Genomic DNA, 23,368 nt, shown 5'->3' with positions numbered 1-23,368 from the left:
CCCTCAGACCGGATGCCCCTCGCGGTCGCGCAACACTTCGCGCCGCCCAACATGGTCGGGCCGACTCACCACGCCGTCCTTCTCCATCCGCTCGATCAACCGTGCCGCGTTGTTATACCCCACGCGCAACTGCCGCTGGACCCACGAGGTCGACGCCTTCTGGCTCTCGCACACAAGCTGCACCGCGGCGCGATATTGCTGGTCTTCCTTGCTGTCCTCGCCGGTCGGCGCACCGTCGAGCGCGAAGCTCTCCTCGGGCTCCTCGGTGACCGACTGGATGTAATCGGGCTGTCCCTGCGCACGCCAGTGATCCGCGACCGCGCGGACTTCGTCATCCGACACGAACGGGCCGTGGACTCGGACGATCCCCTTGCCGCCGGGCATGTAGAGCATGTCGCCCTTGCCGAGCAGCTGTTCCGCGCCCTGTTCGCCGAGGATGGTGCGCGAATCGATCTTGGAGGTGACGTGGAAGCTGATTCGCGTCGGCAGGTTCGCCTTGATCACGCCGGTGATGACGTCGACCGACGGACGCTGCGTCGCCATGATCAGATGAATCCCCGCCGCGCGCGCCTTCTGTGCCAATCGCTGGATCAGGAATTCGACTTCCTTGCCCGCGGTCATCATCAGATCGGCCAACTCGTCGACGATCACGACGATCTGCGGCAGTACCTGATAATCGAGTGTCTCTTCCTCGTAGATCGGCTGGCCGGTCTCGGAATAGCCGCACTGCACCTTGCGCCCTAGCGGCTGGCCCTTGGCCTTGGCGGTCTTCACCTTCTCGTTGAAGCTGGCGAGGCTGCGCACCCCCATCGACGACATCTGCCGATAGCGATCCTCCATCTGCTCGACCGCCCATTTGAGCGCGCGGACCGCCTTTGCGGGATCGGTCACGACCGGAGAGAGCAGATGCGGAATGTCGTCGTACATGCTCAATTCGAGCATCTTGGGATCGATCATGATCATTTTGCACTGGTCGGGTTTCAACCGGTACAGCAGCGACAGGATCATGCAGTTGAGCCCGACCGACTTGCCCGAGCCGGTCGTCCCCGCGACGAGCAGATGCGGCATTGGGGCCAGATCCGCGATGACCGGGTCGCCCGCGATGTTCTTGCCGAGCACCAGCGGCAGCGACGCGGACTGATCCTCGAACGTCTGCGACCCGATCAGTTCGTGCAAGCCGACCATCTCGCGCCGGACGTTCGGCAGTTCGATCCCGATCACGGTCCGCCCCGGAATCGTCGCGACACGCGCCGACACCGCGGACATGTTGCGCGCGATATCGTCGGCGAGCTGGATCACCCGGCTCGCCTTGATCCCGCTCGCGGGCTCGAGCTCGTACATCGTGACGACCGGGCCGGGCCGCACGTTGATGATCGAGCCCTTGACGTGGAAATCGTCGAGCACCGTCTCGAGCAGCCGCGCATTGCGTTCGAGCGCGGCCTTGTCGATCTGCCCCCCGGGGGCAGGCGGGGTCGGGATCAGCAGGTCGAGCGGCGGAAGCTGCGTGTTGTCGCCGAGATCGAGCGAGGTTTGTTGGGTTCGCGGGCGGGGGGGCGATTGCGCAACCTGCCGGTCCGAGATGATCGGGCCGGGGCGCGGGTCGGGCGCAGCGACGGCGCGCGGAATCGACACTTTTCGGGCTGGTTTGGCGTCTTCGTCGACGTCATTCGCTGCAAAATCGTCGTCAAACGGCGTGGTATCTGCACGATTCCGACGCGATTCGCGCAGCCGATTGGCGATCTGCGGCATGCGCAGCGTCCGTTCGGCCATGTCGATCGTGAAACTATACCCCCAAAGCACCAGCGCGGCAATCCCGAACGCCGCCGCGATTCCGCGCGTCGTCCACAGGATCGCGACCGGATCGCCGAGCAGCCCGATCGCCAGCCGCAGCAGGTTGGAGAGCGCCAGCCCGAACACCCCGCCATAACCCGCGGGCAACCACGCCACCGCCGCGCCCGACACCAGCGCGAAGGTCGTGCCCGCGAGCAACGTCCCGCCCGTCGACGCGAGCAGCATCCGCCGCCAGCGCCCGACCCGCACGTCGCGCCACAACCGCAGCGCGATCAGCAGAAAAGTCGGCAATATCAGCACGACAGCAGGTCCGAACAGCCAGAACGCGGCATCCGCAACCAGCGCACCGGGGCGCCCGAGCCAGTTGTGCGCCGGCCCCGCCGAGGCGGTGTTGAGCGATGGATCGCTCGCATGATAGCTCGCGACGACGATCACCATCAGCACGACGATCGTCAGCAGCGTGAACGCCCCAAGCAGCGCGCCGCTGCGCACGGCGCCTGCCTTGACCGTCTCACGCCAGAGCGGTGGCTGCGCTTGGCTCGCCATGATGCAATGTCTTCCCGATGTTCGCTGTCTGTGCCCTCGGAATCATCGCGTGCCCGCGCGGTCGCGTCAAGTTTTCCGCGATTGGCAGCGTCGTAGGAGAGGCTTACAGACGGGCCATGGATACAGCAGACGTCATCATTCTCGGCGGTGGACTCGTCGGCAGCGCGCTCGCAGTGGCGCTCGACGCGCACAATATGTCGGCGATCGTCATCGACATCGCGGACCCGGAAGTCATTCTAGCGGCTGGGTTTGACGGTCGTGCGTCGGCGATCGCGGGGGCGCCGTGGCGGATGCTCGGCGCGATCGGCGTGGCGGAAAAGCTCGCGGCAATCGCCTGCCCGATCAAGGGGATCCGGGTGAGCGACGGGCTCGAACCCGGCGCGCTCGATTTCGAACCCGATTCGGACGAGGACGCGCTTGGCCACATGGTTGAGAACCGACGCCTGCGTGCCGCGCTGTTCGAGGCGGCTTCGGCGGCGAAGAACGTCGACGTGCGGATGAAGACCCGCGCGGTCTCGGTCGATCGTGCGCCGTCGGGCGTCACCGTGACGCTCGATTCGGGCGCGGTGATCCGCGCGCCGCTGCTGATTGCGGCGGAAGGGCGCAATTCGCCGACGCGCGAGGCGGCGGGGCTCAACGTCGCGCGCTGGACCTATGACAATGCCGCGATCGTCACGTCGCTCCATCACGAACATTCCCATGAAAACATCGCGTTCGAGATTTTCTATCCCGACGGCCCGTTTGCGATCCTGCCGCTCAACGACGACGAGCAGGGCCATCGCTCGTGCATCGTCTGGTCGGTCACGCGCGACCAGGCGCCGGGGATGATGAAGCTGTCCGACCGCGGTTGGCTCGCCGAGGCGGACAAGCGAATTGGCGGATTCCTGGGGAAACTCGGGCCTTTGGGCGCGCGGTCGAGCTATCCGCTCGGCTTCCACCATGCCGCGAAGATCGTGTCGGACCGGCTCGCTTTGGTCGGCGATGCGGCGCACGGGATTCATCCGATCGCGGGGCAGGGCGTCAACGTCGGCTTCCGCGACGTCGCGACGCTGGTCGAGGTGCTGGTGGAGGGCAAGCGGACCGGGCTCGACCTGGGCGATCCCGCGCTGCTCGCGCGCTACGACCGGTGGCGGAGCCTCGACACGTTCATGGTCGCGGCGGCGACCGACGGGCTGACGCGGCTGTTCGGCATCAAGGGCAAGACCGCCAATGCGGTGCGGCGATTCGGGCTGTCGGCGGTGCAGAAGATGCCGCCGCTCAAGCGCCGTTTCATCGCGGAAGCGCGCGGCGAGAGTGGGGATGTGCCTAAGTTGTTGCAGGGGATGATGGTTTAACGGGGGCGATATCTGACCCCATTGACCTGCCTTACCCTCTGCTCGCGCTGAGCAACGTCGAGAGGCCGGCGTTGCGCGTGGGGCTTGGACCGCGCTCAGCCCGAACGGTGGTGAGAGGCAGCAGCTACAAGCGGTGACGACGCCTTATTGCAGCGTCACCGAATCCTCGCCGTCATGCCGCCCGAAGAACTGCATCAACTGGATGATCAGTTCGGCGCGCTCCTCGATCCGCTCCGCCTCGAGCAGCGCTTGCTTCGCCGCGACGTCAAATGGCGCGATTTGCGCGATTCCGTTGACCAAAGCCTCGTCATCGAGGCGCGTCACCGCGTCCCAATCGACCGCATAGCCCTGCGAATCGGCAAACGCGCGCGATTCGCTCTCCAAAGCCGCACGCCGCGACAGCGACAGCACCTCAGGCGACTCGGGTGAGGCGATCAGCTCGGCTTCGACCTGACGGAAGGCGGTGGTGACATCGAGTTCGCGGACGATGCGGAACAGCGACAGCCCTTCGAGGATCAGATTGTACCGCCCGTCCTCGCTCGCCTCCACCTCGGCGATCTTCCCCACGCAGCCGATGTCGAACAACAACGGTTTGTCGGGCCGCGCAGGCACGTTGGGGCGCGGTTGCACCATCCCGATCCGCCGGTCGCGCGCCATCGCGTCCGAGATCATCGCACGATAGCGCGGCTCGAAGATATGCAGCGGCAAGTGCATCCCCGGGAACAGCAACGCCCCCGGCAGCGGGAAGATCGAGAGGCGGGTGATCGTCATCCGAACAGGATCGCAGAGAGCTTGCGGCGCTGTGCCGACACCCACGGGTCCTCGAGCCCGACGACCTCGAACAGCTTGAGCAACTGCGTGCGGGCGGCTCCTTCGTTCCAGGCGCGATCCTCGGCGATCATCGCGAGCAGCGTGCCCGCAGCCGCATCGCGGTCGCCTGCGGCCATCTGGCCGTTGGCGAGCGCGAATCGCTTGTCGAAATCCCCCGGATTGGCGGCAACCTCGGCGGCGAGCCCGGCGAGATCATCGACGGGCGTCGCATCCTGCGCCAGCGCCAACGCGGCGCGGGCGCGTTCGATCTCGGGATGCTTGGCAGTATCTTCAGGCATCGCCGTAAGGTGCTCCTGCGCCGCTTCGAGCTCACCTGCGGCCACCAGCGCGCGAACGAATCCCCCATTCACTCCGGGGTGATCCGGCGCGATCTCGGCAATCTGGCGGAAGATCCCGGCGGCACGATCGGAATCGCCCTCGGCCAGCGCTTCCTCGCCCATCGCGATCAGCGGCTCGATTTCCGCCGTGGCATCTGCCGCCTCGGCCTCGATCGGCAATTGCTTGAGCAACTGGTCGAGCATCGTCTTCAACGCCGATTCGGTCCGCGCGGGCGTCAGGTCGGCGACGAGCTGCCCCTGGAACATCGCATAGACGGTCGGGATCGACTTGATCTGGAATTGCGCGGCAATGAACTGGTTCTTGTCGGTATCGACCTTGGCCAGCACCACGCCCTTGTCGGCATAAGCCGCGCTTACCTTTTCCAGTACTGGAGTCAGCGCCTTGCACGGCCCGCACCATTCCGCCCAGAAGTCGATGATCACCAATTTGGTCATCGACGGTTCGACCACGTCGCGACGGAAAGCCTCCACCGCGTCGCGTTCGGCTGCGCTCATTCCCAGGGTCGCCAAGAGATGCTCCAATTCGTTTCGGTCGTTGCGTCTTATGTGGGGGCGGGGGCCGACAAGCCAACCCTTTTCATCAAAGTGCGAAAAGAGGCTTGCCGACCCCCCGACCCGGTGTTAGAGGCCGCCCCCTACCCGCCGGGCTCCACAGTCCGGCACATGGCGCCAGAGCGGGCGTAGCTCAGGGGTAGAGCACAACCTTGCCAAGGTTGGGGTCGAGGGTTCGAATCCCTTCGCCCGCTCCACGTTTCCAATGACTTAGCATGACATTTCCCTTCGGGGCCGCTTCGTCAGGTAGCGCATAGGTAACACTCCTCTATTGTCCTGATAGTTTGGGTTGGATCGCTGCCGCGATGACTCAGCGCGGCCGGTTACGCTCGCGAATCACCGCTCGCACTTGGTCTCGCCGCTGATCGTCATGCTCTAAGTCCCGCCATATGCTCCGAGCAGCCTCAGCGTGCTCCAGACAGTCCATCCGCCACCCGACATGGACGCGATCCCCTTGGACGGCATACCAGCCCCCTGCCGCCTCGAAACGATCCAGCCAGTCGGCGGGGTCGAACGCGTTTGTCCCCCCGCCAGTCACGAGGCGTCCTCACTTGGAGCCAACAGAGGATTAATGATCGCGTCCATTTTACCGCACAGATCGACCAAGGTTTCGCCAAGCCCCAACAGTGCGTCGGACATGTTGGCGGAATTGTCCGTGTCACATGCAAGGATCTTTGCTGTCGAGCCCATCTGGTCGAAACGCCGGCATAGCGCTTCAAGCGCTTCCCTCATGGCGGGCGTCACAGTGCGTCCTCCCATTCGTAGTCGTCACGCTCGTAATCCTCATCTGCGATCGGACAGCCCGGACCGTAGCCGCCGTGACATTCGAACGAGTCCTCGCTGCGCGCGTCGCCGTCCAGCTCGTCTCCGTTCGCCTCCAGGTCGGGGTCGCCGCCAAGGTCATCCATCAAAGCGATCAGGCCTTCGATCGTTTCGCCTATCTCGCGTGCGGCTCGCCTGCGCCCAAGGGCGGCGGGAAGTTCAAAAAGTGGCATCGCCGTGCCAGCGTTGATTATGCGTAGCTCAAGCATGCCGCGCTTCCTTATGGATCGGCATCAAGTCGGAGTGGATCGCTTGTAGTCGGTCATCGATTAGGTCGTACTGGTGAAGCGCCGCGTGGAGCAGGTTTTCCCCATGCGGGCCACCGGCAGATACCAGATCGACCGCGACCCAGATCAGCGATTTGAGGGTGTCCAGCTCGCCAGCGAGTTGATCGATCCGAGACAGATCGAATTCGGCAAAATTGGGTGCGCGCATCGGCGCGCCCGTGATAGGGGCGTCTGCATCCATGATCGTTCCTCAGAAACGGTTGCGGTTAGAGCCGGCGCAAGGTGTAGGAGCCTTGCGTCGGCTCGATGTTTCTGGCACACACAAACTATGACGTCAACAGTTAATGGCACACAAAAACGTAAACCCGGCCGCCCGGCTACCGGTGAGAGCCCGCGAGTCCCTGTTCGCATACCGCCCGACCTGCTTGGCGCGGTTGATTACTTCGCAGGCCATGCAGATTGCAGCCGCTCAGATATTCTTCGCGAGGCATTGCGGGATTGGGCTAACAAATATGACGATATTTTCCCGCCCGATTGGGAACGGCCGATCGGCGGATTTGGCGCGTAAATAGGGGACTGGAAGTGATGTTCGTTGTCGATCAACAATATGAAATCACCACGGGATATGGCGAGGATCTGGATACTCAAGTATTTACCGTTGTGGCGGTAGATCTGCCGCTAATTCAAGCAAATGGCCCCTTGGGGCACGAATATACTTTCAATACGCACAGTCCAAACTTTGTTAGCGCGAAACGCCCTTCCCCTGGATACCAGCCGAAGCCTTCAATTTATAAGCCAGTTCGAGCGCCTTCAGATGGTTAATCGGCGGTGGTGCGCCCTCGACCCTTTATAAGTGTTCCGATGGCGCCAATTACGCTGGCTCCCAGCAACGCTATCGCTATAACGTCTTTACCAAGTATGCCACAAATTATAGCGCCAATGATCATAATGACTAAGGCTGCGAAACCGAGTCGTCGGCCTTCCTTCATATCAGCAATGTCGGCTTGCAGCGCAGTAGTCTGCAGCATCTGGGTGTGGGCTAAATTGCCTTCTACCAGAGAAAGAAGCCTGTTTCCGGAACCTGGAACAGTTTCGTCATATTCTTTAAAATGGCGTGGGTGAGGGAGTGGCCCAGAAAACCGCTCCTCTTTAACCAACGATACCATTTGAGCAACGACTTGTGAACGTTGCGGTCCAGAGACGATCGCCCCAACTCGTTTTGCGACTTCGTCCGCAAATGGATCAGATTTCGAATCCGATATTTTACTCGGCAGATTCTGTTTTTCTGGTGCTTTTGCCAATTTGCTTCGCCCCCGTTTCAGAAACGGCACGTAAAGCATCGCCGACAGCTTTCCAAGCGCCAGCAATGCTAGCGTCTATTTCCTCGGCCCTAGGGTACGAAACGGGACGATTTAACAACGCTAACGCGCCGAGCCCGTCGCGAACGCCGGCTCTGAACGCACGTGAGCGCACGTTCAACCGAACGCCGGCGATACGTGGCTTACTGATGCTGCTATGTGCGTTCATGAGAACCTCCTAGGGTATTCTAGCGTTGTACAGTCGCGATATGAACGAACCGTGTCGCTAGAATTTCCCCATCGCATGGGGGAGTACGTGATATAGACGATCGGAGAGTACCTCGCAAGGCGGCGACGTTACCGAGCAAGCCGCCGTCCTGCCTCTGCAGCCCTCCCGTACTTGCGTTCGCATCACGATTATCCACATGACGCGCCCGTGGAGATACGGGCAATATTTGCGCGCGGCATGCGCGCGCATTGCGTTTAATCGCTTGCCAAAATGGGACCGTAGGCCTTTAAAGGTGACGACCCGCCGCTTGGTGTGGTCAAACCTAGTTCCTAGCTAGGATAAGACCTGCAGTGAGCGCAAACGCGCTCCCAGCGACCAAACCGAAAGCGGAGGTAGTCTCTCACGGACACCGCTTTCGGCCAAGAGCATGCAACTCGCATTGCCATTCTCCTGGGGTCCGAGGTGTGAGCCTCGGGCTCCGGGACGCCTCTTGCGCCCCGCGCCGTTCAGAACGCACAGAGGCAATTGGAGAATGACGGCGGGCCGTCCTGCTCTTTTTGATCGAGAAATATCAAAGAGTCGAGTCGTTGTTGTTCCGCGCGCGACGAACCATGAACATTTCGTAAACTGTGGCGGATAAACATCGCTGAGACATGCACATGTCTTTATATGTTTGCACTTTGCCGGAGCTGTAAGCCGCCGCTCTAACTCAACCACAAGTGCGTATTATCTGCCCGTAACGTGTCTTTGCGCACGCAACCGTCCGATCGCGTGCGCCACTGCCCCCGTACTCTCGCAATCTACGCGTAGCCTCGGTGCAGGCGGTAGTTAGCCCCTAGTTTAGCGCCGGTCCTTCGACATGCGATCATACAGTTTGAACGTAGCTTGCGTCAGATTCATCGAAGGGGCGTTCGCGCAGGCGAGCTTAACTTCTGCTAAGATCCCGGCGCGGTCAGTTGACAATCCGATCTGCCCGCCACGTTCCCAATTGCGACCAGACCAGAAGCCTAAAACCCATTCGGCTGACGCTCGTTCGTTGACGGGCTCCCAGGCGGTGGCGCAGCTCACCGACCCCATGCCAAAGCCCAACACACCGGGTCCAGACTGGGCCGCGAGTGCAATCCCCAGAATTCCAAGTAACAGCATATGGTCATCCTACCTTCTCTGACTGGCCCCGCAAGCGATACGACAGCGCTACAAACGCCAACTATGCTACGAGTGCTAAGAAAACAGGCGAAGAGATTTGAGGATGCTGCCCGCGCTCGCCGCGGGCAGCATCCCCTAGCCGCGTCAGGGGGGAGCAATGACGCGGCTATCTCGGTCAGGCGATGTTGCCGAAATCGCCGTAGGTCAGGGCTGCCGGGTTCTTCACGGCCTGCGCGAGGCGTTCCTCCGCAAGAACCGCAACGAGGTTGCGGGTGAAGAAATCCGCGTGTTCGGTCGAGACTTCGACGCGCGGGGTCCAGCGGTCATAGATCGTCGCGGCGCGCTGGAAATTGCCGACAAGGAACTTGTCGACTTGCATGGCCTGGGTCGGCACGACGGGAAGCCCGAACAGCACCGCCGGGACGTTTGCTCCGGGGTCGCCTAGCAAATACTTGCCCTGCGTATCCTTCAGCAGCCGCATCCGCATCCAGTCGCTTGGGTGCAGAACGATGCCGTCGGCGGGTTCCTCCGCAAGCGAGTTTTGCAGGATGCCGAGCGCGATCTGGTCGAGCATGTTGCCCGCCGTCAGGCCGGAAGGGGCCGCGTAAGGCGTTGCCGCCGTCACCATGCCCGTCAGGTTCTCGCCCGTGCCCGAGCCGTACAGAAGCTGCTCCTCCTCCTTAAGCGCGAGCCCGTAGAGCAATTCCGTGTCGATCAGCCCCTTCAGCTGCGGCGCGTCATCGAGGATCTGGCGCGATGCCGGAACCCAATGCGCGATGACGCGCGGCACGACGGTCTGCATGGTCCAGCCGTAGGCGCTTTCCGGCTTCAGGTTGCCTTCCGCCACCGTCGCCGCCGCGTTGGTGCGAAGGGTCTGCTGCGGATATTCCACACTGCCGGTCGAGATGCCGATGACGGGGAGCAAGTCGCGCACGCGCATGCGACGCTGCGGGGTCGAATTGATCTGGTCGCGGAATGCCTGCCCGCCAGTCGGCCCGCCCGAGGTTCCGGCAGTCGTGATCGTCGACTTGATATCCATGCGGAAGCGCGAGGGGCGCGATCGTTCGTCGTTGAAGGACTTAAGCCCCTCGGCGTTCACGAACTGCTCGCCCCACGATTCCGGCGCGTTGTCGCCATCGCTGCCGCGTCGGGCCATCTTCTGCTCGAGCTCCATGGTGATGCCCTGCGCGGTCTTGGCCTCGGTCAGTGCCTCGTGGACGTCCTTGTTCAGCTTGGAAAACTGCTTCTCAATCGCGTCGGTGAAATCTTTGGTCATCATGTTCATCGTGCTGCTCCAATGGCCGCAATGCGTGCGGCGGATGCGTTGAAAAGGGCCGCGGCCTGCGCCTCGGCTTCGTCGTCGTCGTTGGTGTTGATGGCCTTCCAAGCGGCAGATGCCGCCGCCTTGGCCTTGCGTCCGGACATGCCGCTTTCCTGCAACAATGCCTCGATATCCCGCGCGCCGCCGATCGACTTGATCGACGTGACGCGGGTTTTCTCGTTCATCGGGAACGTCACCAGACTACCCTCGTGCAGCTCGGCTTCTTCGATGGTGCGCACCCCGGTTGAAGGGTCCAGGTTGCCACGGCCCTTCGCCCAGCCGATCGACAGGCCGGTAAGCGCCCCATCCTTGGCCAGCGCATAGGCTTCCTGCGCGTCGCGGCTGGCAAGGGTGAGCGAGCCTTTGACGTGCAGCCCTTCGGCACGCTCCTGCCAATCACGCCACACGCCAACGGGGCGCTTCATGTCGTGATGCAGAAGCATAGGGAGCGGGGTCGTGCGAGCCGCAAGCGACTTGGTGAACGCACCATAGATCAGGCGGTCGCCGCCGCTGTCGACGTTGCCGAAACCCGCCAGCAAGCCCTCGATCTGGCCGCTGTCGTTCAGGGATTTAATCTCAAAGGGGGATTCTGCGTACTGCATTTTGGGGGCGCACCTTAGCTGTCGTGGGAACTCGTCCCGTTCAGCCAATCGCGCCCATCGCAGGCGGGAAGATTGGATGTTTCGCGCCCATCGCAGGCGGTCAACGGAACGTTGCTTAGACTATGATCAGGGGAAAGTCAATCGGGGTTGGCCTTCGCAAGATGCATGGTCTGCGCCGACAAGCGCGCGAAATGGACCGAGACTTGATCGGGGCCCGCCTTCGCCATCAGCAGGTTGGCCAACGCGGTCGACGTGCCCGTGAGCACGATCCGCCAGTCGATCCCCTCCGTCATCAGGCGGTCCATGGTTTCGAGGATCTCGGCCTGGACTAAGCCGGACTGTTCCCATTGGTTCGGGGTCGGATTGGGGTAGCTATCAGCCATTTTTAGGTTCCTTCCAGGGTGAAAAGCGGCCTCCGGGCGTGTGCGCGATCAGTCGCGAGCCTTCGGAGAGTAAAAACTGTGTTAGCGATAACGTTGGCCATCGGAGCGGTGTACGCTGGCGACCCCCACGACTTTCCGAATCCCCCCCTAGATCGGGGCGTCATCGGACGATTCTCCGGGCGCGAGAATGAGACTGCGCGTTGAATGGGGGCGTCCGGCAGGGAGCGGGGAGACCGCTTCGGATTTCACCAGCGCGGGGTTGGTGTGCGACACCTGAGCCTTCACCCCAGCAGCACCTGCTACACCGTCACCCCTAAAGGGGGACGGGTGTAGCGTAGCACTTGCTTGCTCGGCTGCTACACCTCGCAGCGCTACACCCATTGCAGGTGTAGCAGACGCGTCATCGGCGGCTTTCCCAACCACCATGAACTTCTTCATCTGGCGGTTATGATCTTTGCGTTCCTCGACCCGCAGAGCGCCATTTGCCTCCCATGTGGCGATCATCTTCATGATGCGGGCTCGGTCGCCCTTGTCCTGAGGATTGAGGCCGAGCACGTCGGCTACCGCATTCCCGACCCAATCCGTTGCGGAGTGGTGGGCCTTGAACTCACCAGCAGCTACGGCTTGCTGCACCCGGCGCAGGTGGTCAGTGGTTATGCCCTCGAACACATCGGGTGGCGTCCAGCGCGTGACGACGCCAACGCTGTCGCCTTCGTCGCCGAACGGGTCATCTAGGCCAGTGGAGTTGTCGACGTTCTGCGAGGCGAGCCGGAACCACTGCGCCTCTTCGGCGGGTGCCCGGTTCGCCTTATCATCCTGTACCGTGAACAACCGTCGGCGTTCTGCGTCCTCAACGATAGCGAAGCGTTGCGCCTCCTCCTTATCCATGCGGTTCAGGACGAGTGTCACGCGAGCGGCCGATACAAGAGCACTCGCGCCGCGGGACGCCTCTGCAGTCACCTTATCGACACCGAGCTTCTTCGTATGGTGCACGAGCACGATCGAGCAACCCGCCCGCTTGGCGATGCGGCTCCAGGTCTTCACGACTTTGTCGACTGCGCCGTTGTCGTTTTCGGAAACACCGTGCGAGCTGACGAACGGGTCGACGACAAGCACGTCGATCTCGCGGCGTTGAAGCTCTGCGACCAGAGCCTCGACAACTGGCTCGATAACGAAGCCATCCTGATCGTCCCGGGCGATGCACAACCCGTTGCCCTCGGGCCCGCTGTCAAGAAACAGACGGTCACTGCAGGCATCTTGCGCAACGCCATGGTACATCGCAGCGGCTACAAGCTGCATCTCGAGCTCATCTAGATCGTCCTCGAGGTTCCAGTACCAAACGCGCTTGGTGCCGGCCCATACGGTCTTGCCCAGCAGATCCTGCCTAGCGCTTGCCAATGAGAGCAGCATCGAAGCGACGAACGAAGATTTACCCACACCGCCTGGCGCAACGATGGCGGTCACCGTGTTGCGCAGCAACCAACGCCCCCAGATCCAAGGGCGACGGGGCAGGGTGCGGTGATCCGGCCAACGGAACGGGGACGCCTCAATCTGCACATGACCAGACACTGGCGGGACGAACGGACGAGCGTCGTCGTACCGGGCTTTCATCGCGGCGGCGTTCATAGTTGCGCCCCCATCAACTCAGCGTTGAAGTCTTTAAAGCCTTGAGCAGGGTACATGATGCGCGTCTTGAGCCCTGCCACGTCGAACGCGGATGCTGCCTTCGCCGCCGCCGCCCGGCCACCAGCGTCCCCGTCGGCGCCAATGACGATCGCGCGAACTTTCTCCGGAAACACCATCTGGGGCAGCATCGAAGTGCCGGCAGCAACCCACACCGAACGCCCCAGACCCTGCGCCAGTGTCAGCCCATCCTCGAGCCCCTCGCAAACGAGGATACTCGCTGACGGCGGTCCGAGCTGGATCGAGCCGCCTATGACGTTGCCAAGGCTGTATTTCACCTTCGGCTTGCGGTCGGAATCGGTCGCCTTCGTCGCTGCCTTGCGCCCGTCCTCGGTCAGGTAGGTACGCTGAAGCGCAACGAGACTACCGGCCGAGTCCGTGACGACCGCCACAAGTGTCGGCAAGAGTCCCGGTCCGTTCGCCGCCAGCACGCCATTGCCCTCGATCTTGGGTGGAGCCAGACGTGCGAACCGCAGGGTGTGCGGCAGATCGATCATAATCCCGCGCGACCTCAGATAGATTGCGGCCGGCGTCCCCTCAATCGGTACAGATTCCTTGACGATGCGCTGCGCAATGAGCCGCATGTCGGTCCTAGGCTGAGCAGGTGCGCGCTGTTGCTCCAACTCACGCAGAGCCCCACCGTCCAGCATCTCGATCGCCGCCGGGAGCTTCACGCCGTACGCGCGAACGACAAAGTCGAGCACGTCGCCCTGCGCTCCGCAGCCGAAACACTGAAAGCGCCGATCGTCGGCGTAGATGGTGAAGCTCGGCGACTTGTCGGGATGAAACGGGCAACAGCCCTTCCATTCGCGTCCGGCACGATGGAGCTTTACCCCAGCCGTCGACGCCACGCCCGACACCGGGAAGCGGTCACGAATACTGCTAACCAGACGCGCCCATTCGGCGCTGTCGATGCGGCCGCTCATGACAAAGACCTGTTCGATCCGGCAGCCGAGCGGCCGGTTGCACGGGTCAGGTTCGCCATACGGCGTTCGGTCTCTGTTTCAATGATGGCCGCCAACGGAGCGATTGCATCTCCGAAAGGACTGAAGTAAAAAGGGGTCACCCGATTGCTCCTACGCTTCAGGTTAGCGCCGCCTCCTTGCACGGGGCGGCGCTTTTCATTTCCGCCGGGCACTAAGCCGCAACCTTCTCTGCCATCCACGCCAGAACACAGTCCGCAGGCCATGCTTTGCGGCGCTCGCTGATGCTGATTGGCTTGGGAAAGTCGCCGGTCTTGACCTTGCGGTCGATTGTCGCGCGAGACAGGCTCGTCATTCCGGCTACGTCGGACGCCGTGAGGAACTTCTCTTTGGTCATCATGTCGCCTCGTTGATTGAGTGGGCGACATGGACAATACGCACGTTTCCGATCGACGCTACAAGGCTAACCGGAGGCTATCGTCTCCGTATCAACCGATTGCCTCCGCGCAGCTTGGCTGAGTGCTTCGCGAACGGTTCGAGACAGATCGGCCGAAGGCTCGCCCAGATCGTGCAACACGATATCCGCCAGTAAGCAGAGGTTGCCCTGGGGGCGGGCGTCAACGACAAGACCGGCGTTCTCGAGCTGCCAAGCTAAGCTACTGATTAGCTGTTGCCGGGGACCAGCGCGATCGCGCGCATCGTTCCCAATTTCCGCGTTGTGACTCCGCATCGCTGCAGCCTTTAGCCGATCTAAGATCCCAGGCATGGCCTGAAAAAGCGCTACGTCGTTGCTTTGATAGCAGTCCCAAAATAGGTGATCGCTTGCCTCCTCGGACAGTGTTTGCAACTCCAGCCGGAGCCCCACGGCAAGTTTAACGATCTTGTCCATTTTCTTACGAATATCGCGAGGCGTTTCGGCTTTGTGCTGCTCGTTGATCTGGAAGACAGAGGCGGCCGAATTGACCGCGTCTCTATCCAGCGTTGGCCAGCGGCGGGCTATTTCCTCCATCGATCTGGCGTCGAGACCTCGGATGACACCACCCGGCATTAGCTCAGCCCTCCATTTATCTCGGTCGCCCATAGCTGTAGCGCCTCACGCTTCTCCGGGGCGTAGCTGTGGAGCGCATATACCCTCGCCGTGACGCCTTGGGGCGCATGGTTGAGAATGCGTCCTACTACCGTCTCGGTCACGCCTAGCCGGACCATATGCGTAGCGACGCTGCGCCGGATGTCGTGGAAACGCCAAGGCGCAATAGGATCGCCCCTCGCTGCAACGAACTCGTCGAGCCGTATCTTCGTCTTGCTGAAACCGCTGATCGGGGTGCGGCCGTTACTGGTCCACACGTATTCGCCCAAACATGGTGCGAGCTTGAGCACGTCAACAGCCGCGGGGGATAACGGAACCATATGCGCACGCTCGGACTTCGTGGCGTCGGCGGGCAGGATCCACGTCCCAGCCTCAAGGTCCACTTGGTCCCAGCGCATTGCGGCCACTTCCGTGCGTCGTTGGCCTGTTAAGAACAGCAACGTTACGAAACCACCGAACGGGTACCCCAGCAGGCCGGCAGCGGCATAAGTCCGCCGCACTTCGTCCATGTTTAAGACGCGATCGCGCGGCGTATCGTTGCCCGGGTTTCCGATTGCCTCGGCTGGTGATGCATCAATCCAGTCGCGCGACATCGCATAACGGAACAACGTTCGAACGATTGCTAGAGCTCGCCCAGGCGCAACCGTGCCTTCGATACTGTCGACCAGTTCGCGCACATCTGACCGTTTAATCCGGTCCAACGGTAGCGCTTTCCACCGCGGCAAGACATGAATCTCAAGCCGGCGTTTCTGCAGCCGCCACGATCGATTATTAGGTTCGGCTACGTTCTTAAGCCATTGGTCGGCCAACTCCCCGAAGGTTCGCTGCGTGCGGGGTGCCCCGATGGTAGCAATTTCGATCAGTAGCTTCTTAGCTTCGTCGCGGGCTTTCGAGAGGGAAAGGACGGGATAGGTGCCGATCGTCTTGTTGATCGGTTTCCCCCCGGCGCGGGTCCGGACAATCCACGCCTTGCGGCCGCCTGCGCCGATGCGCAGCCGTAAGCCCGTTACAAGATCGTCAGCGTGTTCCTCCTGACCAACGGCTGGAGGCTTGAGTGCGGCCACGCGTGAATCCGTTAGCCTTGGCATGTTACCTAGCTCCGTGTTAGGTAACATTCTAGGTAACGAAACGTGCGCAATCGTGCAAACGTATGTTCGCTGTGGGCGGTTATTACGGAGTGCTGGAGGCCTCGTGGGCGCTATGAGGCAGCATCTTACAACCTTGCCAAGGTTGGGGTCGAGGGTTCGAATCCCTTCGCCCGCTCCAGTCACTTTCCGAACAGTTATATATACCGGCGAAAGCCGACCCAGCCGAGAGGCGGGGTGCTGTTGCGACGGTTTGTTGCAGGATGGGGTACGCGATGCACTCTTCGCCACCACGCACATTTCATACCGCCCGGCGACCGTCGGCATGACGCCGCGCTTCACCCGTCGTCAGGCGTGGCAGCTCGGCGCGGTCCTGCTCGGCGGATTCATGGTCGGGCGCGGGGCGCATTGGTTCGCGCCGGTCGGGCGCGATATCGGTCGCTCCGATACCGTCGCCGCAATCCTCGACGGGACCGAATCGCCCGAATCGGGGCCGAACGACGCCACGCTCTCCCTTGCCGTCTTCAGTGACTATCGGTGCCCCGCCTGTCGCACCGCTTTTCCCGCGCTCGAAGCGGCGCTCCGCGGGGATGGCAAGGTGCGCGTGATCTACAAGGACTGGCCGATCTTCGGCGCGGCCTCCAAGCGCGCAGCGCAGGTCGCGCTCGCAAGCGCCGCGCAAGGGATCTACCCGGCGGTCCACCGCGCGTTGATGATGGACGACCGCAGGATCGACGACGTCATGCTGCAGGACGTTGTCACCGGTGCAGGCGGCGACTGGATGCGGGTAACCCGCGATCTTGCGCGAGACGGTACCGCGATGATGGATCGGTTGCGCGAGAATGGTCGCGAGGCACTGTCGATCGGGTTGACGGGGACGCCGGGATATCTCGCCGGCCCCATCCTGCAGCTGGGTGCGCTCGATTCGGCCGGTTTCGCCCGGCTGTTTGCCCGTGCCCGCGCGGAACCATGACGATTCCGCGCAGGAACGATGCACTTTACCGCTTGGGCTTGATGAACCGGATCGTCATGCGGTCGCTTTCCCCGATCGCGGCATATTTTGCGCGGTCGACATCCTTCAGCGCATAGGAAGGCGGAAGCGTCCAGACGCCACCGGGATAATCCGCGGTGTCCTTGGGATTGGCGTTGATCTCGGACATACCGGCGACCTCGAACCCCGCCTTGCGCGCGAAGGCGACGACGCTCGACACCTTCATATAGCCGCTCTTTTCCTCAGCTGCGGCGTCGCGCGCCTCGGGCAGGCGATGCTCGACGATGCCGAGCGTCCCGCCGGGCTTGAGCATCCGGAACATCTCGGCAAACGCCGCCTGCGTGCGGTCGACGCCCGAGAACCGCAGATTGTGGACGTTGCGGAAGGTCAGCACGACGTCTGCGCTACCTGCAGGGACGGCAGGCTCACCAGCCGCCGCGGGGAAGGCCGCGAGCTTAACCTTGCCGTAGACCGCCGGTTTGGCGGCCTGCAGTGCCTTGACCGCGTTCAAGCCCTTGGCCCAGCCGCTTGCCGCATAATAGGTTCCGCGCGTGGCGAGATAGGGCGCAAGGATTTCGGTATACCAACCGTTGCCGGGGACCAGTTCGACCACGGTATCGGTCGGCTTCACCCCGAAGAAAGCAAGCGTTTCGGCGGGGTGGCGGTAACGGTCGCGCGCAACGTTGGCGGGGGTGCGCGCGGCACCGGCGACCGCTTTCGCTAGCGATGGGTCCGGTCGGGGTGTCTGGCCGATCGCCACGCCGCTCACGGCAAGAGCGGCGGTCGCGGCACCAAGAATTGCAAACATCGGACGCACGGCAGATCTCCCTCAAACCGTCGCTACCGACCGGTTAGGCATGTTGTGCAGGGCGATCCTGCCGGACGCAAGCGTCGGCGTGATCAACGATTTGACGTCGGGTCGCGTGAACGGAGCGGCGTGCGCTGCGTTCCTGCCGCATGACCGCCGCGCTCCCTGTCGATCCCAACACCGTCCGCTGGCGCCCGCGGCGTATCCTCATCACGCGATCGGCGCGCAAGTGGGACCATGGCATCGCGATCGCGCAGCGGGCCGCCGAGCAAGGCGTGCCGGTGATCGAATTGCCCAACGATCGGGTGGTTTGGGCGCAGCCCGACGATCCGCGCGCCGCCTATGCCGAGGCGAAGGCAACGCTTGCGGTCGTCGTCGCGCCGCCGTCGAAGCTCAAGCTCGAACCGATCGCACCGAGTGCGGACTGGCGCGTCGACCTGGCGGCGGGGTGTCCGGCGCATTGCAGCTATTGTTATCTCGCGGGCTCGCTCAAGGGGCCGCCGATCACGCGTGCCTATGCCAATCTCGACGAGATCCTTGGCGTGCTGCCCAGCTACATGGACAAAGGCACGATCACCTCGCGCTCGGCGACGCGCGTGCATGAGGGCACCACGTTCGAGGCGTCCTGCTATACCGATCCGCTGGGGATCGAGCCGATCACCGGGTCGCTGTCGCGGATGATCGAATGGTTCGGCCGGTCGGATGCCGACACGCAGTTGCGTTTCACCTCCAAGTTCGCCGACGTCGCGCCGCTGCTCGCGCTCGAGCACAACGGACGGACGCGCATGCGCGCGTCGATCAATCCCAAGCGCTACGCCCGGTTCGAGGGGGGCACCGCGCCGGTCGCGCGGCGGCTGGCGGCGCTGCGGCAGATGGCGGACGCTGGCTATCCCGTCGGCCTGACCATCGCGCCGATCATCGCGGCGGACGGTTGGGAGGAGGCTTACGGCACGCTGGTCGACGATGCGGCCGCGCTGCTCGGCGACGTGCCCGACCTGACGATCGAACTGATCACGCACCGCTTCACGACCGGGTCAAAGGCGGTGCTCGACAGCTGGTATCCCGGCTCCGCGCTCGACATGACCGACGCCGGGCGGATGACCAAGCGCACCAAGTTCGGCACCGAGAAACAGGTATACGACACCGCGACGATGCAACGCCTGCGCGGCTGGTTCACCGAGACGATCGCGCGGACATTGCCGCTTGCGCGCGTGTTGTACTGGACATGAGCGTCTTCTTCACCGCCGACACGCATTTCGGCGACCACCGCACGATCAACATCCAGCGCCGCCCGTTCGCGAATGTCGCGACGATGGATGCGGCGTTGATCGCCGGGTGGAACGCGGTGGTGGGCGCAGACGACGAGGTATGGCACCTCGGCGACGTCGCGCGGCGTCCGGATGCGGTGGCCGATCTGCTCGCGCGGCTCAACGGGCGCAAGCATCTGCTCCGCGGCAACAACGATCCCGATGCGACGCTTGCCGCCGCCGGTTGGGAAAGCGTCGGCGATTATACGGAGATCACGGTCGAGGAGCGCAATCTCGTGCTGTGTCACTACCCTTTCCGGTCGTGGAACGGGCAGCATCGTGGCGCCATCAACCTGCACGGCCATAGCCACGGTCGGCTCAAGCCGATGCTGCGGCAATTTGACGTCGGGGTCGATCCCAACGGGTTCGCGCCGCTGCGGCTTGCGCAATTGCTCGGCGGGTGAGGGCGGAGACGGTTCCTAACCCTTGCCGGGTCGGTTAGCGTGGCCAGCATGAAACACGGCGACATCCGAATCGGCATTGGCGGCTGGACCTACGAACCGTGGCGCGGGACGTTCTTCCCCGAGAAATGGCCGCAGAAGCGCGAACTCGAGTATACCGCGTCGAAACTCACCGCGATCGAGGTCAACGGCACCTATTATTCGTCGCAGAAACCCGCGACCTTCGCGTCCTGGGCGAAGGCGGTGCCCGACGGGTTCGTTTTTGCACTCAAGGCGTCGCGCTATTGCACCAACCGTAAGGTGCTGGCGGAGGCGGGCGAATCGATCGCCAAATTCACCGGGCAGGGGATCGTCGAACTCGGCGACCGGCTCGGGCCGATCCTGTGGCAATTCATGGCGACCAAGAAGTTCGACGCGGACGATTTCGGCGCGTTCCTCAAGCTCCTGCCGTCGAGTCAGGACGGCGTCGCGCTGCGCCATGCGGTGCAGGTGCGGCACGAGAGCTTCCTCGTCCCCGAATTCGTCGCCTTGGCGCGCGCGGCGGGAGTGGCGATCGTTTACGCGGACTCGACCGAGTACCCCGCGATCGCCGACGTCAGCGGGGATCTCGTCTATGTCCGGCTCGAGGCTGCGGTCGAGGACGAATCGGCGGGCTATGCCCCGGCCGCGCTCGATCGTTGGGCCGCGGCGGCGTGCGACTGGTCGGCGGGCGCTGCACCCGACGGATTGCCGTACGTCGCCGATCCTGCGCCAGTCATCCCACGCGAGACGTTCGTTTTCTTCATCAACGGCGCCAAAGTCCGTGCACCGCACGGCGCGATGGCGCTGATCGACCGGGTGCGGGGGTGACGGGACCGATCACAGCGTAGCGGGCAAGCCGAAGCAATCGGACGAAAACGAAACCGGCCCTAGATCGCGCCGTTCGCTTCCGCCGTCGCCGGACTCCCTGACATCAGGTCGGTCTCTTCGGGCGCAACGTCCGGCAATGCGGCGGAGGGGGCGGCGGAAGAGATCGGCGCGGTCGGCTCAAGGGCGACGCCCGGGCTCAGGATCGCCGCGCTTTCGATCGTGTTGAGCGCATGGCGCGCGGTGATGTAGCGCCGCGCCGCCTCGGTCCAGCGGGTCGCCTGGCTGGCGCCCGGCGTTCGCGACACTTCGGCCAACGCCGCCTCGACCTGCCCGGCTTCGAGCAACCGCTGCGCCCGTGCGACCCGGTCGACCGGAAGCGGCGACGGCGCGCTCGCCTTGCGCAGCACGACGAGGTTGCGCAGTTCGCGCCCCAGGCTCTGCAACCACCCGCTGCTCGCAACGCCCGTGACGAGTTCAGGGGCGACGCCGTCGAGCCCGGCCCGCAGGTCTTCGAGCGTCACCGGGTTGCGCGAGGCCTGGACGATCGTCGCGACCGCGGCGGTTTGCGTCTTGCCGAACCGGACACGCAATTGTCGTTCGAGGAACCCGAGGTTCAGCCCACGGTCGAGCGCGCGGCGCGCGGCAAACGCGACCAGCAGGCCTTCGCTGCGCGTCGCATAGGCGGCGGCTTGCTGCGCGTCGCGGTCGATCGTCGCCTCGCGCGCTTCCAGTGCGTCGAGCTTGCTGGATAGCTCCGCCTCGCGTCCGCTCAGCGCGGCCACGTCGATCGCCGAACCGGGCGCGCCGACCTTGCCGGGAAGGATCACGACAGGAGGTTGCCCGTTCGAAACCGGCAGCGTCATCGTGGCAACCTGTTTGCCGTCAGCGGTGGTACCGGTTCCCCGGCCAAGACGGGTGATCAACAGGGCCGCCACGCCGACGCCGATCAGGAACGCGATCAGCCCGAGTGCGACCCCCATCCGCCAGCCCAGCCCCCGGCGGACCGGGCTGGTGGCGGGGGGCGGCGTGAAGGGCGGAACGGTGCGGTGTGGCGGCGCTTCCGAACGCTCGGGCGGTGTGGGATCGGCGGCGTGATACCTGTCCTGCCCGTGGGCCTGGGCCGCGATGTCGGTCTCGGGGACGGCGGGCGTTTTTTCGTCCATAGCGTGGTCTTATCATCGCCCGGACGCGAACGGTCAACGGCTCGTCGTTGCAAGCGCTCGCACCGCAGTGAACAGCGCTGTGTCATCCGGGGTTGCCGCCACGGCGATCGCAGCCCAACCGGACCCCGCGGCGGTGGCGATCGCGGGGCTGAACGCAGCCAGCGCGATCCGGTCGCGCGAAAGGGCGGCGGACTCGACCAGCGCACCGATCCGTTTCGCCGCGCGCGCCGAATGCAGCAGTACGACCCGGTCCTGGAGCATTCCGAGCGCTGCCGGATCGACCGCGCACGGCACGCTTTGATAAACCGGAATCACCCTGGCGATGATACCGCCGACCTGCAGCGTACGATCGTGCCCGGTCAGGTGGAGCGCGCGCCGGACGCCGTTCCGTTCGGCGAGCGCGACGATGTCCGCGGCATTGCCGGTGCCCGATGCCAGGACGGTAAATCCGGCATCTTGCGCGGCGGTGGCGGTATGCGCGCCGACCGCCAGCACCGGCAAAACCTGCAACGCGACGAGCGCAGGGCCGCCGAACCGGAGCGCGTTGGCGCTGGTCAGGATCAGCGCATCGTGTGCTGCCGGATCGGGCGGTGTCCAATCGAGCGGTTCGACCGCAAAGATCGGCAGCGACACCGCGTCGAACCCCGCCGCCTGCGCACGCGCCAGCGTTGCCGCATTGCCCGGCTCCGGACGCAGCACGACCAATTCCCGCGTCATTCCAGCGTCATCCCGCGAACAGCGCGCGGACCGGCGGGGGGGCGCGATCGAGCAGATCTTCGGCCAGTCGCGCGGCGAGGGTCGGATCGTCGATCGCACCCCTGACGGTTCCCGCGACGTGCGCGCTGCCATCCTCCGCGAACAACTCGCCGCGGAGCGTCACCGCCGTCCCGTCGAGCGTCGCGAGTGCTGCGACCGGGGAGTGGCAATCCGCCTGCAACACCGCCAGCAAGCCGCGTTCGAGCAGGACGCAGGCGTGGGTCGGCGCGTGGTCGATCGCGCCGAGCAGCGTGCGGACGCGCTCATCGGCGGTCCGCGCTTCGATCCCGACCGCACCCTGCGCCGGGGCGGGGAGCATCACGTCGATCGGGATGCAGCTGCCGACTTCGATTCGCCCGAGCCGTTCGAGCCCTGCCGCCGCCAGCAACGTCGCGTCGACTTCCCCGGCGGTTACCTTGGCGAGCCGCGTATCGACGTTCCCGCGCAGCAGGATCGTGACGAGATCGGGGCGCAGGCGCTTCACCTGCGCGACGCGGCGCGGCGAGCTCGTGCCGACCACCGCGCCGTCGCGCAATGCCGCAACGCTGTCCGCGCCGATGATCCGGTCGCGCACGTCGGCGCGCGGCAGCATCGCGGCGATCGTGATCGTATCGGGGCGGCCGGTTTCGACGTCCTTCATCGAATGGACCGCGAAGTCGATTTCACCGGCGAGCAGCGCCCGGTCGAGTTCCTTGGTCCACAGCGCCTTGCCGCCGATCTCGGCAAGCGCGACATCCTGGCGGCGATCGCCGGTCGTGCGGATCGTGACGATCTCGACCGCCGCCCGGTCCCAGCCATGCGCCGCGCACAAGGCTTCGCGCACCATATTGGCCTGGACGAGCGCGAGCGGTGAGCCGCGGGTTCCCAGCTTTAGCGGTTGTGTCACGGATCACCC

Annotated in this window: 26 protein-coding genes and 1 tRNA gene; 7 read left to right on the top strand and 20 right to left on the bottom strand. The window is 63.9% G+C overall.

From position 1 onward, the window contains the following. Nucleotides 1–3 precede the first annotated feature (3 nt). A complete protein-coding gene (locus ABIC16_RS01390) occupies nucleotides 4–2,337 on the bottom strand; it encodes a DNA translocase FtsK (protein WP_354289771.1) in 2,334 nt (777 codons plus the stop codon). Between the two features lie 116 nt (nucleotides 2,338–2,453). Here ABIC16_RS01390 and ABIC16_RS01385 point away from each other — a divergent pair, with 116 nt between their 5' ends. Further along, the gene (locus tag ABIC16_RS01385; protein ID WP_354289770.1) at nucleotides 2,454–3,671 is read left to right on the top strand and encodes a UbiH/UbiF/VisC/COQ6 family ubiquinone biosynthesis hydroxylase; all 1,218 of its coding nucleotides are present in this window, start codon (nucleotides 2,454–2,456) and stop codon (nucleotides 3,669–3,671) included. A 144-nt stretch (nucleotides 3,672–3,815) separates the two neighbouring features. Here ABIC16_RS01385 and ABIC16_RS01380 read toward each other — a convergent pair whose 3' ends face one another. Beyond that, complete coding sequence (locus tag ABIC16_RS01380; RefSeq protein WP_354289769.1) at nucleotides 3,816–4,442, bottom strand: LON peptidase substrate-binding domain-containing protein; 627 nt, start codon at nucleotides 4,440–4,442, stop codon at nucleotides 3,816–3,818. Continuing rightward, nucleotides 4,439–5,335 carry a tetratricopeptide repeat protein gene (locus ABIC16_RS01375; RefSeq protein WP_354289768.1) on the bottom strand — a complete coding sequence of 299 codons (897 nt, stop codon included), beginning with the start codon at nucleotides 5,333–5,335 and terminating at the stop codon, nucleotides 4,439–4,441. Before ABIC16_RS01375 ends, ABIC16_RS01380 begins: the two co-directional genes overlap by 4 nt. 179 nt (nucleotides 5,336–5,514) lie before the next feature. Here ABIC16_RS01375 and ABIC16_RS01370 point away from each other — a divergent pair. Then, nucleotides 5,515–5,589: transfer RNA gene (locus ABIC16_RS01370), tRNA-Gly, on the top strand. 337 nt (nucleotides 5,590–5,926) lie between these two features. On the opposite strand, the gene ABIC16_RS01365 is transcribed toward ABIC16_RS01370, so the two are convergent. The 3 genes from ABIC16_RS01365 to ABIC16_RS01355 are packed head-to-tail and all read right to left on the bottom strand — an operon-like array spanning nucleotide 5,927 to nucleotide 6,682. Beyond that, nucleotides 5,927–6,136, bottom strand: coding sequence for a hypothetical protein (locus ABIC16_RS01365; RefSeq protein WP_354289767.1), 210 nt, complete (start codon nucleotides 6,134–6,136; stop codon nucleotides 5,927–5,929). Next, nucleotides 6,133–6,423, bottom strand: a complete 291-nt coding sequence (locus tag ABIC16_RS01360) for a hypothetical protein (RefSeq protein WP_354289766.1) — start codon at nucleotides 6,421–6,423, stop codon at nucleotides 6,133–6,135. Before ABIC16_RS01360 ends, ABIC16_RS01365 begins: the two co-directional genes overlap by 4 nt. Further along, a complete protein-coding gene (locus tag ABIC16_RS01355; RefSeq protein ID WP_354289765.1) occupies nucleotides 6,416–6,682 on the bottom strand; it encodes a hypothetical protein in 267 nt (88 codons plus the stop codon). Before ABIC16_RS01355 ends, ABIC16_RS01360 begins: the two co-directional genes overlap by 8 nt. A 341-nt stretch (nucleotides 6,683–7,023) precedes the next feature. Here ABIC16_RS01355 and ABIC16_RS01350 point away from each other — a divergent pair, with 341 nt between their 5' ends. Next, nucleotides 7,024–7,263, top strand: a complete 240-nt coding sequence (locus ABIC16_RS01350) for a hypothetical protein (protein ID WP_354289764.1) — start codon at nucleotides 7,024–7,026, stop codon at nucleotides 7,261–7,263. On the opposite strand, the gene ABIC16_RS01345 is transcribed toward ABIC16_RS01350, so the two are convergent. The 10 genes from ABIC16_RS01345 to ABIC16_RS01300 form a co-directional block, all read right to left on the bottom strand. Continuing rightward, nucleotides 7,260–7,808 (bottom strand): hypothetical protein, encoded by a 549-nt coding sequence (locus ABIC16_RS01345; RefSeq protein ID WP_354289763.1) that lies wholly within the window; start codon nucleotides 7,806–7,808, stop codon nucleotides 7,260–7,262. The two genes, ABIC16_RS01350 and ABIC16_RS01345, sit on opposite strands and share 4 nt — an antisense overlap. Before the next feature lie 1,000 nt (nucleotides 7,809–8,808). Next, nucleotides 8,809–9,114: a hypothetical protein gene (locus ABIC16_RS01340; protein ID WP_354289762.1), complete on the bottom strand. Its 306-nt coding sequence runs from the start codon at nucleotides 9,112–9,114 to the stop codon at nucleotides 8,809–8,811. A gap of 175 nt (nucleotides 9,115–9,289) precedes the next feature. After that, nucleotides 9,290–10,393, bottom strand: a complete 1,104-nt coding sequence (locus tag ABIC16_RS01335) for a phage major capsid protein (RefSeq protein WP_354289761.1) — start codon at nucleotides 10,391–10,393, stop codon at nucleotides 9,290–9,292. A 2-nt stretch (nucleotides 10,394–10,395) separates the two neighbouring features. Continuing rightward, nucleotides 10,396–11,037: an HK97 family phage prohead protease gene (locus ABIC16_RS01330; protein WP_354289760.1), complete on the bottom strand. Its 642-nt coding sequence runs from the start codon at nucleotides 11,035–11,037 to the stop codon at nucleotides 10,396–10,398. A 137-nt stretch (nucleotides 11,038–11,174) separates the two neighbouring features. Continuing rightward, nucleotides 11,175–11,420, bottom strand: a complete 246-nt coding sequence (locus ABIC16_RS01325) for a hypothetical protein (protein WP_354289759.1) — start codon at nucleotides 11,418–11,420, stop codon at nucleotides 11,175–11,177. 147 nt (nucleotides 11,421–11,567) lie between these two features. Then, entirely contained in the window at nucleotides 11,568–13,046 is a 1,479-nt protein-coding gene (locus tag ABIC16_RS01320; protein WP_354289758.1) for an AAA family ATPase, read from the bottom strand. After that, the gene (locus ABIC16_RS01315; RefSeq protein WP_354289757.1) at nucleotides 13,043–14,029 is read right to left on the bottom strand and encodes a CHC2 zinc finger domain-containing protein; all 987 of its coding nucleotides are present in this window, start codon (nucleotides 14,027–14,029) and stop codon (nucleotides 13,043–13,045) included. The genes ABIC16_RS01320 and ABIC16_RS01315 overlap by 4 nt, the downstream gene beginning before the upstream one ends. Nucleotides 14,030–14,240: 211 nt before the next feature. Then, a complete protein-coding gene (locus tag ABIC16_RS01310) occupies nucleotides 14,241–14,426 on the bottom strand; it encodes a helix-turn-helix transcriptional regulator (RefSeq protein WP_354289756.1) in 186 nt (61 codons plus the stop codon). Nucleotides 14,427–14,489: 63 nt separating this feature from the next. Continuing rightward, the gene (locus ABIC16_RS01305) at nucleotides 14,490–15,074 is read right to left on the bottom strand and encodes a hypothetical protein (protein ID WP_354289755.1); all 585 of its coding nucleotides are present in this window, start codon (nucleotides 15,072–15,074) and stop codon (nucleotides 14,490–14,492) included. Further along, nucleotides 15,074–16,201, bottom strand: a complete 1,128-nt coding sequence (locus tag ABIC16_RS01300; protein ID WP_354289754.1) for a tyrosine-type recombinase/integrase — start codon at nucleotides 16,199–16,201, stop codon at nucleotides 15,074–15,076. Before ABIC16_RS01300 ends, ABIC16_RS01305 begins: the two co-directional genes overlap by 1 nt. 253 nt (nucleotides 16,202–16,454) lie before the next feature. On the opposite strand from ABIC16_RS01300, the gene ABIC16_RS01295 reads away from it, so the two are divergent. Further along, a complete protein-coding gene (locus ABIC16_RS01295) occupies nucleotides 16,455–17,171 on the top strand; it encodes a DsbA family protein (RefSeq protein ID WP_354289753.1) in 717 nt (238 codons plus the stop codon). A gap of 25 nt (nucleotides 17,172–17,196) precedes the next feature. Here ABIC16_RS01295 and ABIC16_RS01290 read toward each other — a convergent pair whose 3' ends face one another. Further along, the gene (locus tag ABIC16_RS01290; RefSeq protein WP_354289752.1) at nucleotides 17,197–17,997 is read right to left on the bottom strand and encodes a class I SAM-dependent methyltransferase; all 801 of its coding nucleotides are present in this window, start codon (nucleotides 17,995–17,997) and stop codon (nucleotides 17,197–17,199) included. 149 nt (nucleotides 17,998–18,146) lie between these two features. Here ABIC16_RS01290 and ABIC16_RS01285 point away from each other — a divergent pair, with 149 nt between their 5' ends. The 3 genes from ABIC16_RS01285 to ABIC16_RS01275 are packed head-to-tail and all read left to right on the top strand — an operon-like array spanning nucleotide 18,147 to nucleotide 20,554. Then, complete coding sequence (locus tag ABIC16_RS01285; protein WP_354289751.1) at nucleotides 18,147–19,226, top strand: SPL family radical SAM protein; 1,080 nt, start codon at nucleotides 18,147–18,149, stop codon at nucleotides 19,224–19,226. Further along, on the top strand, nucleotides 19,223–19,708 hold the full coding sequence (locus ABIC16_RS01280) for a metallophosphoesterase family protein (protein ID WP_354289750.1): 486 nt from the start codon (nucleotides 19,223–19,225) through the stop codon (nucleotides 19,706–19,708). The genes ABIC16_RS01285 and ABIC16_RS01280 overlap by 4 nt, the downstream gene beginning before the upstream one ends. A 48-nt stretch (nucleotides 19,709–19,756) precedes the next feature. Continuing rightward, a complete protein-coding gene (locus ABIC16_RS01275) occupies nucleotides 19,757–20,554 on the top strand; it encodes a DUF72 domain-containing protein (protein ID WP_354289749.1) in 798 nt (265 codons plus the stop codon). Between the two features lie 59 nt (nucleotides 20,555–20,613). Here ABIC16_RS01275 and ABIC16_RS01270 read toward each other — a convergent pair whose 3' ends face one another. Genes ABIC16_RS01270 through hemC form a run of 3 tightly spaced genes read right to left on the bottom strand, consistent with a single transcriptional unit; the run spans nucleotide 20,614 to nucleotide 23,359 of the window. After that, entirely contained in the window at nucleotides 20,614–21,717 is a 1,104-nt protein-coding gene (locus ABIC16_RS01270; RefSeq protein WP_354289748.1) for a hypothetical protein, read from the bottom strand. Between the two features lie 33 nt (nucleotides 21,718–21,750). Next, nucleotides 21,751–22,434 carry a uroporphyrinogen-III synthase gene (locus ABIC16_RS01265; protein ID WP_354289747.1) on the bottom strand — a complete coding sequence of 228 codons (684 nt, stop codon included), beginning with the start codon at nucleotides 22,432–22,434 and terminating at the stop codon, nucleotides 21,751–21,753. A 7-nt stretch (nucleotides 22,435–22,441) separates the two neighbouring features. Then, the gene (gene hemC / locus ABIC16_RS01260) at nucleotides 22,442–23,359 is read right to left on the bottom strand and encodes a hydroxymethylbilane synthase (RefSeq protein ID WP_277971224.1); all 918 of its coding nucleotides are present in this window, start codon (nucleotides 23,357–23,359) and stop codon (nucleotides 22,442–22,444) included. Nucleotides 23,360–23,368 lie beyond the last annotated feature (9 nt).

This window comes from Sphingomonas sp. PvP055 (assembly GCF_040546365.1).
Classification (GTDB): Bacteria; Pseudomonadota; Alphaproteobacteria; order Sphingomonadales; family Sphingomonadaceae; genus Sphingomonas; species Sphingomonas echinoides_A.
Note: the sequence above shows the minus strand (reverse complement) of the source record. Positions and strands in the feature narration are given on the sequence as shown.